The following is a 12,390-nucleotide window of genomic DNA, read 5'->3' as shown; positions in this document are numbered from 1 at the left end:
GGCACATCTGCCGCAGCGGCTCGAACTTACTTGTCCAGTTCGTCGAGGGCTTCCTGCAATTCCTTGCGGGACTCGGCCAGCTTGTCCTTGCGCTTGTTGATCTTCTCGGCGTCGCCTTTTTTCATGGCCTTGTCCAGGTCGGTCTGGCGCCGGCTGACTTCATGCTTGGCGTCCAGCACCTTGTTTTCGCGTTCCTTTTTCAGCGAGGCGTCGGTGCAGTTCGCGGTGGCTTCGCTCAGGGCTTTTTCCAGGCCGGCCTGTTGTTCGCTGTTGCCGTGGGCCTTGGCCTGTTCGAGCTGGGTGCTGATGGCCTGGCGCTTGGCGGCGCAGCCGGTGAGTTCCGGGGCCTGCTCGGCGGCCATCAGGGCTGGGGTTGTCAGGGCGAATGCGGCGAAGAGGGTGAGCGGTGCAAGAAATTTCATAAAGGCTCCATGTGAAAAGATGAATAGCAGGAGTGGGGCGACGGGCTGTTTGAGCCATCTGCGTCCCCGGGGTTCAACGCCGCCGGCTGTAAAAGCCTCAGAAGCCTTCGATTCCGGCGGCACGTAATTCTTCACTCACGGCCAGGACCTGCGGATCGCGGAAAAAGGCGCTCAACTGAGCGGCGCGTCCCGGGCCGATAGCGCTTTGGGCCTGCCATTGTTCGGTGGTTCTGGCCGCCAGCGCCGCCCAGCCATCTTCGAGCCTGGCGTCGCCGGTCGGTGGCAGTCCAAGGGCTTTGAGCCAGCGATGAAACGGCTGTCGGCGGGCGCTGTGCAGGCTGCTCAGCAAACGCGCGATGCTGCGTTCGCCAAGGCCGGTAATGTTAGCAAGCTCTGCAGGTTCAAGGGTCAACCAATCGACCAAGCCGTTGATCAGTCCGGCGTCCACCAGCTTCTCCCAGGTGCCGGCGCCGACATGGGGCAGGTCCAGCCCGGATTTTCCGCTCAGCCAGGTCAAGCGTGCGAGGAACTGGCTCTCACAGCCGGGCAGGGGGTGCCAGCAACTGAGCGCATGGAAGGCCGAGGCATCCGGAACCTGCAGCGGAACACGCTGGGGCGTGCGCAGTATCACCGCGTTCAGGCGCGGGATGGTCAGGCCGGCGAGGCTGATCGACACCTGGTCGCCAGGGCGGATATCCAGCTTTTGCCAGCGCGGCAGCGAGCCGACGCTGACCCGCCTGATCTGCCGGTCGTCGAGCAGGACCGGCTCCAGTTCGAGCATCGGGGTGATCCGGCCGGTGCGGCCGATCTTGAAGTCGACCTTGCGCACCCTGGCCAGGGCCTGGGCGAACGGGTATTTCCATGCGGCGATCCAGTAGGGCGCCTTGGCCTGCCAGCGTTGCGCCTCTGGGCGTCGGCTCTGGCGCAGGACGATGCCATCGCTGGCGAAGGGCAGGGCCGAGCGATACCAGTGCTCTCGCCAGTGCCGGACCTCGGCGAACGTACTGACGCGCTGGCTGTACTCGCTGCTGTGGGCAAACCCCAGGGCCTTGAGGCCGGCCAGGCGCTGCGCCAGGGTGCTCGGGCCTTGGGGCCAGTCCCAGACGAACAGGCCGATCCGGCTGGCTTGCCGAGGCTCCAGCTGGTTGCGCGCCAAGAGGCCGGCGACCTGGCCGCGGGCATTCAGGCTGCCGGCCTTGGCCTGTATGTGATCGTTCTGGCGCCAATAGAGCTCGCCCTGTAGCAGCAGGTCCCGCGGTTCGGGCAGGCGTTTGGGGATGGCGCTTATCAGTTGCGCGGGCCCGGTCCAGTCCTGGCCCTGAAGGCCATCCCCGCGGCTGATGGCTTGCTGGAAGCGTCCCTGGCGATAGACCAGGGTCACGGCCACGCCGTCGATCTTGGGCTGGACCCAGACCTCCTCGCGGCCGGCGAGCCACTGGCGTACGGCACTTTCATCGGCCAGTTTCTCCACGCCGGTATGGGGAATGGGGTGCGGGACAGTACCGCGTGCGGTGCGTAGCGGGTTGGCGCGGTCTGCGCTGACGGTGGGGAAACAGCTTTGCCAATGTTCGAGCCGGGCGCGGGACTGGTCGTAGAGCTCGTCAGTCACCGGCGACAGGCCTTCACGGTGGTAGCTGTCGTCCCAGCGATTGATTTGCTGTTGCAGGGTGGCCGTTTCGGTTTGCGCCTGGGCAGGTGCCCAGTCGGGGCACGAGCTGGCGACGCTTGGCAGGGCGATGGCGCTCAGGAGGATTGCGGCCAATAGCGTGGCTCTGTAGGGCATGGGGAGCATCCTTGCTCGGGGGAGTCAGGCTGCAGGCTAGAGGGGTGGGCGGGAGGGAGAAAGGGCGTATGGATTGCCGGGTATTTCGCGGGCTGGTTGGACGATGCGCCGGTTTTTTCGCGAGCCGGCTGATACCCCTGGGAATCAGGCTGACCCCGTAGGAGCGCCCTGCAAATCATGAAACCTTCAGCTACAAAAAAGCCCCGCAAGGCGAACCGTGCGGGGCTTGGGTAAGTGCTGCCGGGATTACAGGTTGGCAGCGGCGCGCAGGGTTTCGGCGCGGTCGGTCTTTTCCCAGGTGAAGGTGGTGAAGGTGTCATCACCCACGGTCTTGGTTTGCGGGGTACGGCCGAAGTGGCCGTAGGCCGCGGTTTCGCGGTACATCGGGTGCAGCAGGTCGAGCATGGTGGTGATCGCGTACGGACGCAGGTCGAACACTTCGCGCACCAGCTTGATGATCTTGTCGTCGCTGATCTTGCCGGTGCCGAAGGTGTTCAGCGAGATCGAAGTCGGTTGCGCCACGCCGATGGCGTAGGACACCTGGATCTCGCAGCGCTCGGCCAGGCCGGCGGCGACGATGTTCTTGGCCACGTAACGACCGGCATAGGCGGCCGAACGGTCGACCTTCGATGGGTCCTTGCCGGAGAACGCGCCGCCGCCGTGACGGGCCATGCCGCCGTAGCTGTCGACGATGATCTTGCGACCGGTCAGGCCGCAGTCGCCGACCGGGCCGCCGATGATGAACTGGCCAGTCGGGTTGATGTGGAACTGGGTGTCCTTGGACAGCAGTTCGGCCGGCAGCACGTGCTTGACGATCAGTTCCATCACGCCTTCGCGCAGGTCTTTGTACGACACGTCAGGGTTGTGCTGGGTCGACAGGACCACGGCGTCGATGCCGACCACCTTGCCGCCTTCGTAGCGGCAGGTGACCTGGGACTTGGCATCCGGACGCAGCCACGGCAGCAGGCCGGACTTGCGGGCTTCGGCCTGGCGCTGCACCAGTTGGTGCGAGAAGGTGATCGGGGCCGGCATCAGCACGTCGGTTTCGTTGCTGGCGTAGCCGAACATCAGGCCCTGGTCGCCGGCGCCCTGGTCTTCAGGCTTGGCGCGGTCGACACCCTGGTTGATGTCGGGGGACTGCTTGCCGATGATGTTCATCACGCCGCAGGTCGCGCCGTCGAAACCGACGTCGGAGCTGGTGTAGCCGATGTCGGTGATGACGTCACGAACGATCTGCTCCAGGTCAACCCAGGCCGAGGTGGTGACTTCGCCGGCGACGATGGCCACACCGGTCTTGACCAGGGTTTCCACCGCTACGCGGGCGTGCTTGTCCTGGGCAATGATGGCGTCCAGCACCGCATCGGAAATCTGGTCGGCGATTTTGTCCGGATGCCCTTCAGACACGGACTCGGAGGTGAAAAGGGAGTATTCGCTCATCTCGACGGTTTCCTAAAATTTACCGATGGTGAGTGTCGCCAGCCGGTCGCTGAAAGTGGCGGACCTGGATCTGGAAACCATTACGTAAACCTACATACAGACTTTCTCCGGGAACCAGTCCCGCAGCGGTGGCCCAGCGGGCCAGATCATCCTGGTCAAACCCCAGCCAGAGATCACCGCAGGCCTCCCTGGCCCAACTCTGGTTGTGGCTGCACAACTCTGTCACTAACAGGCTGCCGCCCGGTTGCAGCAAGCCGGCCAGGCGCTTGAGCGCATCGGCCGGCGCGGCGAAATGGTGCAGGACCATGTTCAGCACCACGCAATCGGCCGCCAGGCTCACGCCATTCAGTGCATCGGCCAATTGCAGGCTGACGTTAGCCAGCGTTTCGCGTTCACAGACCTGGCGTGCCAGTTCGAGCATGGCCGGGCTGTTGTCCAACGCGGTCACCCGGGCGAAACGACGGGCCAGTTCCGGCAGGAAACTGCCATCCCCGGGGCCGACTTCGATGGCCGTGGCGGTGTCCGTGAAGTTCAGTTTGTCGAGCAGTGCCAGCACGCTTTCGCGGTACTGGGGCAGTCCTGCGATCAGGTCCTGCTGGGCGCGAAACTTCTCCGCGACCCGTGAGAAAAAGTCCTGGCTGGCGGCCGCCCGCTGGCGGTGCACCAGGCCGATACGCGATTGCACTTCGCCGGGCAGCGTCAGGTTGTCCACTTCATCCAGCAGGGCGGCGTGCAGCCTGCCGCCCAGCAGTTCGGTGTGGGGCAGGGCGCGCCGGTAGAAGATCGCGTTGCCTTCGCGGCGGGTTGCCACCAGGTCGGCCTGGGCCAGGACCTTCAGGTGGTGGCTCATGCCGGATTGGCCGATGGCGAAGATCTGTGCCAGTTCCAGTACGCCGAACGAGTCGTTGGCCAGCGCGCGCAATACATTCAGCCGCAGCGGGTCGCCGCCGGCCTTGCACAGGGCTGCCAGCTCGTCGCAGTCGTCATGGTTCATGGAGGGCGCGCGTAAATTCATAAGGCCAGCAGTCTAGTGACGCACCCCCAACCTCGCAAGACCAATATCAAAAAGTTTTGATATTGGTCGATAGATGGCACTTAACGCAGGTCCCTGTGTTCTACAAACGAACTGCGGAATGGTTTCATCAGGCGATTGCCCCTTTATCGACCGGAAAAACGCGCCAGAGTCATTATCTGTCATTGCCCCCGCCTACCGGCTGAGGGAAAATGCACGCCTTTTTCCGATTCGTTTTTATTCAACCCGACTTAGATAACCCCCAGGAGATCAGCGATGCCAAGCCGTCGTGAGCGTGCCAACGCCATTCGTGCCCTCAGCATGGATGCCGTGCAAAAAGCCAACAGCGGCCATCCCGGCGCCCCTATGGGGATGGCTGATATCGCCGAAGTACTTTGGCGTGACTATCTGAAGCACAACCCGAGCAATCCATCCTTCGCCGACCGTGACCGCTTCGTCCTGTCCAACGGCCACGGCTCGATGCTGATCTACTCGCTGCTGCACCTGACCGGCTACGACGTCACCATCGACGACCTGAAGAGCTTCCGCCAGCTGCACAGCCGCACCCCGGGCCACCCGGAATTCGGCTATACCCCGGGCGTCGAGACCACCACCGGCCCGCTGGGCCAAGGCCTGGCCAATGCTGTGGGCTTTGCCCTGGCGGAAAAGGTCCTGGCGGCGCAGTTCAACCGTCCTGGCCACAACGTCGTCGACCACCACACCTACGTGTTCCTGGGCGATGGCTGCATGATGGAAGGCATCTCCCATGAAGTCGCTTCCCTGGCCGGCACCCTGGGCCTGGGCAAGCTGATTGCCTTCTACGATGACAACGGCATTTCCATCGACGGCGAAGTCGAAGGCTGGTTCACCGACGACACGCCAAAGCGTTTCGAAGCCTACAACTGGCAGGTGATCCGCAACGTCGACGGTCACGACCCGGAAGAGATCAAGACCGCGATCGACACCGCGCGCAAAAGCGAGCAGCCGACCCTGATCTGCTGCAAGACCACCATCGGCTTCGGTTCGCCGAACAAGCAAGGCAAGGAAGACTGCCACGGCGCGCCACTGGGTGCCGAGGAAATCGCCCTGACCCGCGCCGCGCTGAAGTGGAACCACGGCCCGTTCGAAATCCCGGCCGACATCTATGCCGAATGGGATGCCAAGGAAGCCGGTCGCGCCGTCGAAGCCGAGTGGGACCAGCGTTTCTCCGCCTACTCCGCCGAGTTCCCCGAGCTGGCCAACGAGCTGGTGCGTCGCCTGAGCGGCGACCTGCCGGCTGACTTCTCCGAGAAGGCCGATGCCTACATCGCCGAAGTCGCGGCCAAGGGCGAAACCATCGCCAGCCGTAAGGCCAGCCAGAACGCCCTGAACGCGTTTGGCCCGCTGCTGCCGGAATTCCTCGGCGGTTCGGCCGACCTGGCCGGTTCCAACCTGACCCTGTGGAAAGGCTGCAAGGGTGTCAGCGCCGAAGACGCCAGCGGCAACTACATGTACTACGGCGTTCGCGAGTTCGGCATGACCGCCATCATGAACGGCGTGGCCCTGCACGGCGGCCTGGTGCCTTACGGCGCGACCTTCCTGATGTTCATGGAATACGCGCGCAACGCGGTACGCATGTCGGCCCTGATGAAGCAGCGCGTGATCCATGTCTACACCCACGACTCCATCGGTCTGGGCGAAGACGGCCCGACGCACCAGCCGATCGAGCAGATCGCCAGCCTGCGCTGCACCCCGAACCTCGACACCTGGCGTCCAGCCGATGCCGTGGAATCGGCGGTGGCCTGGAAAAACGCGATCGAGCGCAAGGACGGTCCTTCTGCGCTGATCTTCTCCCGCCAGAACCTGCAGCATCAGACCCGCAATGCCGTGCAGATCGCCGAAATCAGCCGCGGCGGCTACGTGCTCAAGGACTGCGCTGGCGAGCCTGAGCTGATCCTGATCGCCACCGGTTCCGAAGTCGGCCTGGCGGTGCAGGCTTTCGACAAACTGACCGAGCAGGGCCGCAAGGTGCGCGTGGTGTCCATGCCATGCACCAGCGTGTTCGATGCCCAGGACGCCGGCTACAAGCAGTCGGTCCTGCCGCTGCAGGTCAGCGCGCGTATCGCCATCGAGGCCGCGCACGCGGACTACTGGTACAAGTACGTCGGCCTGGAAGGTCGCGTCATCGGCATGACCACTTACGGCGAGTCGGCGCCTGCGCCGGCCTTGTTCGAAGAGTTCGGTTTCACCCTGGAAAACATCCTGGGTCAGGCCGAAGAGCTGCTGGAAGACTAAAAAAGCGCGAATGCGGCGGCCTCTGGTCGCCGCATCACTTTGTAGGAGCGAGCTTGCTCGCGATGGTCGTCAACGATAACGCTGGCTATCTGGATAACCGCGTCGTCCTGAAGCCCATCGCGAGCAAGCTCGCTCCTACAATGGTTTTGTATCGCTCATGAAGTTGTCGGCTAACGAGAACCCCATGCCTCAACCGCGTCCCTATAAAGTTGCACTCAACGGCTACGGCCGGATCGGTCGTTGTGTCTTGCGTGCCCTGTTCGAACGGGGGGCTGCGGCCGGGTTCGAGATTGTCGCGATCAACGATCTGGCCGACATGGCCAGCGTGGAATACCTGACACGCTTCGACTCCACCCATGGCCGGTTTCCCGGCGAAGTGAAGGTCGACGGCGACTGTCTGCATATCAATGGCAACTGCGTGAAGGTCCTGCGCAGTGCCACCCCCGAAGGCATCGATTGGGCGTCCCTGGGCGTCGATCTGGTGCTCGAATGCTCCGGCGCCTATCACACCCGTGAAGACGGCCAGCGTTTCCTCGACGCCGGTGCGCCGCGGGTGCTGTTTTCCCAGCCGATGGCCAGCGAGGCGGATGTCGACGCCACCATCGTCTACGGCGTCAACCAGGACTGCCTGACCGGTGACGAGCTGCTGGTGTCCAATGCGTCCTGCACCACCAACTGCGGCGTGCCGCTGTTGCGCCTGCTGGACCAGGCCATCGGTCTGGAATATGTGTCGATCACCACCATCCACTCGGCGATGAACGACCAGCCGGTGATCGACGCCTATCACCATGAAGACCTGCGCCGCACCCGTTCGGCGTTCCAGTCGGTGATCCCGGTGTCCACTGGTCTGGCGCGCGGTATCGAACGGCTGCTGCCGGAACTTGCCGGGCGAATTCAGGCCAAAGCTGTGCGCGTGCCGACCGTCAACGTGTCCTGCCTCGACATCACGATGCAGACCGTGAGCGATACCGACACCGGCGAAGTCAACCGGATCCTGCGCGAGGCCGCCACCAGCGGTCCGCTCAAGGGCCTGTTGGCCTATACCGAGTTGCCGCACGCCAGTTGTGATTTCAACCATGATCCGCATTCGGCGATCGTCGATGCCAGCCAGACCCGTGTTTCCGGCCCGCGGCTGGTGAACATCCTGGCCTGGTTCGACAACGAATGGGGTTTTGCCAACCGAATGCTGGACGTTGCAGGACACTATCTGCAAACAGCCGCACCCAAAGCTGTCTCTTAACTTCCCGTTTCCAAAAAAACAGTAACCCAGGAATTGCGACCCATGACCGTGTTGAAGATGTCCGACCTCGATCTGCAAGGTAAGCGCGTACTGATCCGCGAAGACCTCAACGTCCCAGTCAAGGACGGTGTTGTCACCAGCGATGCGCGTATCCTGGCTTCGCTGCCGACCATCAAGCTGGCCCTGGAAAAAGGCGCGGCCGTGATGGTCTGCTCGCACCTCGGCCGTCCGACCGAAGGCGAGTTCTCCGCCGAGAACAGCCTCAAGCCAGTGGCCGACTACCTGAGCCGTGCCCTGGGTCGTGAAGTGCCGCTGGTGGCTGACTACCTGGGCGGCGTCGACGTCAAGTCCGGCGACATCGTGCTGTTCGAGAACGTGCGCTTCAACAAGGGCGAGAAAAAGAACGCCGACGAACTGGCCCGGCAATACGCCGCCCTGTGCGACGTGTTCGTGATGGACGCCTTCGGCACCGCGCACCGCGCCGAGGGTTCGACCCACGGCGTGGCCAAGTTCGCCAAGGTCGCCGCTGCCGGCCCGCTGCTGGCTGCCGAGCTGGACGCGCTGGGCAAGGCCCTGGGCGCCCCGGCCAAGCCGATGGCGGCCATCGTCGCCGGCTCCAAGGTGTCGACCAAGCTCGACGTGCTCAACAGCCTGAGCCAGATCTGCGACCAACTGATCGTTGGCGGCGGCATCGCCAACACCTTCCTCGCCGCTGCCGGCCACCCGGTCGGCAAGTCGCTGTACGAGCCGGACCTGCTGGATACCGCGCGCGCCATTGCCGCCAAGGTCAGCGTGCCGCTGCCGGTGGACGTGGTGGTGGCCAAGGAATTCGCCGAAAGCGCCACCGCTACCGTCAAGCTGATTGCCGAGGTGGCGGCCGACGACATGATCCTGGACATCGGCCCGCAAACCGCGGCGAACTTCGCCGAGCTGCTGAAGTCGTCGAAGACCATCCTGTGGAACGGTCCGGTCGGCGTGTTCGAGTTCGACCAGTTCGGTAACGGCACCAAGGTGCTGGCCCAGGCCATCGCGGAGAGCGCGGCGTTCTCCATCGCCGGCGGCGGCGACACCCTGGCGGCCATCGATAAATATGGCGTGGCCGAGCAAATCTCCTACATTTCTACCGGTGGTGGCGCTTTCCTCGAATTCGTCGAGGGCAAGGTACTGCCGGCGGTCGAAGTCCTGGAAAGCCGGGCCAAGGCCTGAAGCCCCAATGGCCAGGCAAGGGAGTGTTCATATGGTCAAGACGTTACCGCTGTTGATCGTCGCGGGCTTGCTGGCCGGTTGCGGTAGTCAGCCTGCCCAGTCGGAGCCCGAGTCGGGAGAGCCTGAGAGAGGTTGCTATCAGGCCGACTGGCAGGCCGAGACTGCGCCGGTGATCAACAAGCGCATGGGACCCGATGGTCTGGACAAGTACGAGACTCCAGCCAAGGCCAAGGAACATGGTTGCCCTTGACGGGTCTGATTCGATAACGCGTTGTGCTGGCGGCCGTGGGCCGTCAGCCGAGGAACACCGATGAAAGGCTTTATCGCCGTGGCTGCGCTGGGATTGCTGGCAGGTTGCGCCAACTTCGACCTGTTCAAGCCGGCCGAGACGGACAACTGGACGACCTGGGTGTGCGACAGCCAGGCGCAAGTGGTCTGGCGCTACACCGACAGCGGCCGCAAGGAAGTCGATGTGCGGTTGGGCGGGGCCGATCAGGTCTATCGCCTGAAGCTGGAGCCGAGCGGTTCCGGTTCGCTGTACAGCAACGACATGCTGGCGTTTCACGAAAAAGGTGACGAAGGCCTGGTTTACTGGGTCGCCACCAACGATTTGATCGGCCGCGGCTGTAAAGCGCCGTAGGCCGGGAGCCGATGCTGAACCCGTAGGAGCGAAGCTTGCTCGCGATAGCGATCCAACCGTCAACAGGAATGTTGAATGCGATGACCCTGATCGCGAGCAAGCTTCGCTCCTACAGAGATAGGCGCGGCTCGCAAGATTGATGCAGTAACGAATCGGCAGGCCGGGCTGACCCCCGATCTGCAATCACTTGAATAGCAGCCGCCGCTACGGCAGGCTTGCACGATTAACGACCCTCGACCGGGAGAGATACACACAATGGCACTCATCAGCATGCGCCAGATGCTGGACCACGCAGCCGAATTCGGCTACGGCGTTCCAGCCTTCAACGTCAACAACCTTGAACAGATGCGCGCCATCATGGAAGCAGCTGACAAGACTGACTCTCCGGTGATCGTCCAGGCTTCGGCCGGTGCCCGCAAATACGCCGGCGCACCTTTCCTGCGTCACCTGATCCTGGCGGCGATCGAAGAATTCCCGCATATCCCGGTGTGCATGCACCAGGACCACGGCACCAGCCCTGACGTCTGCCAGCGTTCGATCCAGCTGGGCTTCTCCTCGGTCATGATGGACGGCTCCCTCGGCGAAGACGGCAAGACCCCGACCGACTACGAGTACAACGTTCGCGTGACCCAGCAGACCGTGGCCATGGCTCACGCCTGCGGCGTTTCGGTGGAAGGCGAACTGGGCTGCCTGGGTTCCCTGGAAACCGGCATGGCCGGTGAAGAAGACGGCATCGGCGCCGAAGGCGTGCTGGACCACAGCCAGATGCTGACCGACCCGGAAGAAGCCGCGGACTTCGTCAAGAAGACCCAGGTCGACGCCCTGGCCATCGCCATCGGTACCAGCCACGGTGCCTACAAGTTCACCAAGCCGCCTACCGGCGACGTACTGGCTATCGACCGCATCAAAGAGATCCACAAGCGCATCCCCAACACCCACCTGGTGATGCACGGTTCGTCTTCGGTTCCGCAAGAGTGGCTGGCGATCATCAACCAGTACGGCGGCGACATCAAAGAAACCTACGGCGTGCCGGTTGAAGAAATCGTCGAAGGCATCAAGTACGGCGTGCGCAAGGTCAACATCGACACCGACCTGCGCCTGGCGTCCACCGGGGCGATGCGTCGCCTGATGGCCACCAACCCGAGCGAGTTCGACCCGCGCAAGTTCTTCGGCGCCACCGTGACCGCCATGCGCGACGTGTGCATCGCCCGTTACGAAGCCTTCGGCACCGCTGGCAACGCCTCGAAGATCAAGCCGATCTCCCTGGAAGCGATGTTCCAGCGTTACCTCAAAGGTGAGCTGAACGCCAAGGTCAACTAAGCCTTTGTGTTGAACGAAAAAGCCCGCAGCGATGCGGGCTTTTTTGTGCCTGTGGCAAACACCTCATCGTGCAGGAGCGAGGCTTGCCCGCGACGAGGGCCTGACATTCGCCATGGATGTCGCCAGGCAGACCGCTATCGCGGGCAAGCTTCGCTCCTACAGAAGATCAGGTTTCGTTGTGATCGATATCCAGCTTGTAGAAGGTCACCTTGCCGCCTTCGGTGGTGTAGCCGGTGTTGTCCTGCACGTACACCCCGGCCTTGAAGTACAGCGGCTTGTCGCGCCAGGTGCTGCTGAGCTGGGTGTCCCATTGATAGCCTGCGGCGCTGACGCCCAGGGCACCGCCCGGGCTCAGGTGGATCAGGTAGGAGAACTCGCGGTCCAGCGGCACGTTTTCGGCGACGATGATCACCCGGCTATCGGTATCGTCCGGATGCATGCGGACCTTGGCGACTATGTTGCCGCTCTGGGTGGTGGTCTTGTACTGGTACTCGACCTTCACCAGGGGCTTGGTGCTGTTGTAGGCGTGGATCTGGCCGATGACGATCTTGCCCGTGGACGGCACCTGGTTCACCGCCAGGGTGGCGTAGAGCAGGTTGTCGGCTTCCGGGTAGGTCCAGTTCTTCAGGGTGCCGTTGGAGTAGGTTTCCCGCAGCTCGCTGCGCGGGTAGATGGCGTTGGCGGTGCGGGAACCGGTGACGGGCGACCAGAAGAACAGGGTGCCGGTGTCGGAATGGAAATATTGATCCTTGAAGCCATCCACCAGTCGGGGGGTGTCGATAGTCGCCGGTGGACTGCCTTCGGGAATGCTCAGATTCCAGGTTGCGAGGTCGATCATAGTCAAAGCTTCCCGATTTGATGCCGGATAAAAAAGCCGACAAAGGCTTTAGCCTGCGCTTTTGAAGGCGATCTTTATAAGCGTAGAAGGGACTTTTGTTAATGCCCGTCCGGCGGATAATTGGCGTCAACCATCTGTCAAAAAAACACCTCCACCGGTTTCAGCAGCTATGGGGCTGACCGTTAGTCGGGTGCCTCGGGCTTTGGCTAAATGATGGC

At 63.0% G+C, this 12,390-nt stretch carries 11 protein-coding genes; 6 read left to right on the top strand and 5 right to left on the bottom strand.

Annotated features, from left to right (window positions below; genetic code table 11):
• Positions 1-26: 26 nt before the first annotated feature.
• The 4 genes from CXQ81_RS30625 to CXQ81_RS30610 form a co-directional block, all read right to left on the bottom strand.
• Positions 27-422, bottom strand: a complete 396-nt coding sequence (locus CXQ81_RS30625; protein WP_062824362.1) for a DUF1090 domain-containing protein — start codon at positions 420-422, stop codon at positions 27-29.
• 97 nt (positions 423-519) lie between these two features.
• Positions 520-2,205, bottom strand: a complete 1,686-nt coding sequence (gene ligB / locus CXQ81_RS30620) for an NAD-dependent DNA ligase LigB (RefSeq protein WP_101339339.1) — start codon at positions 2,203-2,205, stop codon at positions 520-522.
• Between the two features lie 246 nt (positions 2,206-2,451).
• Positions 2,452-3,642 carry a methionine adenosyltransferase gene (metK, locus tag CXQ81_RS30615; protein ID WP_009045984.1) on the bottom strand — a complete coding sequence of 397 codons (1,191 nt, stop codon included), beginning with the start codon at positions 3,640-3,642 and terminating at the stop codon, positions 2,452-2,454.
• A gap of 19 nt (positions 3,643-3,661) precedes the next feature.
• Positions 3,662-4,657 carry a metalloregulator ArsR/SmtB family transcription factor gene (locus tag CXQ81_RS30610; protein WP_037033913.1) on the bottom strand — a complete coding sequence of 332 codons (996 nt, stop codon included), beginning with the start codon at positions 4,655-4,657 and terminating at the stop codon, positions 3,662-3,664.
• 273 nt (positions 4,658-4,930) lie between these two features.
• On the opposite strand from CXQ81_RS30610, the gene tkt reads away from it, so the two are divergent.
• The 6 genes from tkt (at position 4,931) to fba (ending at position 11,334) form a co-directional block, all read left to right on the top strand.
• Positions 4,931-6,928 (top strand): transketolase, encoded by a 1,998-nt coding sequence (gene tkt / locus CXQ81_RS30605; protein WP_007922335.1) that lies wholly within the window; start codon positions 4,931-4,933, stop codon positions 6,926-6,928.
• A 184-nt stretch (positions 6,929-7,112) separates the two neighbouring features.
• On the top strand, positions 7,113-8,168 hold the full coding sequence (gene epd / locus CXQ81_RS30600) for an erythrose-4-phosphate dehydrogenase (protein WP_009045982.1): 1,056 nt from the start codon (positions 7,113-7,115) through the stop codon (positions 8,166-8,168).
• A 42-nt stretch (positions 8,169-8,210) separates the two neighbouring features.
• On the top strand, positions 8,211-9,374 hold the full coding sequence (locus CXQ81_RS30595; protein ID WP_101339338.1) for a phosphoglycerate kinase: 1,164 nt from the start codon (positions 8,211-8,213) through the stop codon (positions 9,372-9,374).
• 31 nt (positions 9,375-9,405) lie between these two features.
• On the top strand, positions 9,406-9,624 hold the full coding sequence (locus CXQ81_RS30590; protein ID WP_007922316.1) for a hypothetical protein: 219 nt from the start codon (positions 9,406-9,408) through the stop codon (positions 9,622-9,624).
• Positions 9,625-9,684: 60 nt separating this feature from the next.
• Complete coding sequence (locus tag CXQ81_RS30585; RefSeq protein ID WP_101339337.1) at positions 9,685-10,014, top strand: MliC family protein; 330 nt, start codon at positions 9,685-9,687, stop codon at positions 10,012-10,014.
• A gap of 255 nt (positions 10,015-10,269) precedes the next feature.
• Entirely contained in the window at positions 10,270-11,334 is a 1,065-nt protein-coding gene (gene fba / locus CXQ81_RS30580) for a class II fructose-bisphosphate aldolase (RefSeq protein WP_003229012.1), read from the top strand.
• 166 nt (positions 11,335-11,500) lie between these two features.
• On the opposite strand, the gene CXQ81_RS30575 is transcribed toward fba, so the two are convergent.
• Positions 11,501-12,172: a polysaccharide lyase family 7 protein gene (locus CXQ81_RS30575; protein WP_007922313.1), complete on the bottom strand. Its 672-nt coding sequence runs from the start codon at positions 12,170-12,172 to the stop codon at positions 11,501-11,503.
• Between the last annotated feature and the right edge of the window lie 218 nt (positions 12,173-12,390).

The sequence above is a fragment of the Pseudomonas sp. 09C 129 genome, from assembly GCF_002843625.1.
In the GTDB taxonomy this organism is placed as follows: Bacteria; Pseudomonadota; Gammaproteobacteria; order Pseudomonadales; family Pseudomonadaceae; genus Aquipseudomonas; species Aquipseudomonas chlororaphis.
Note: the sequence above shows the minus strand (reverse complement) of the source record. Positions and strands in the feature narration are given on the sequence as shown.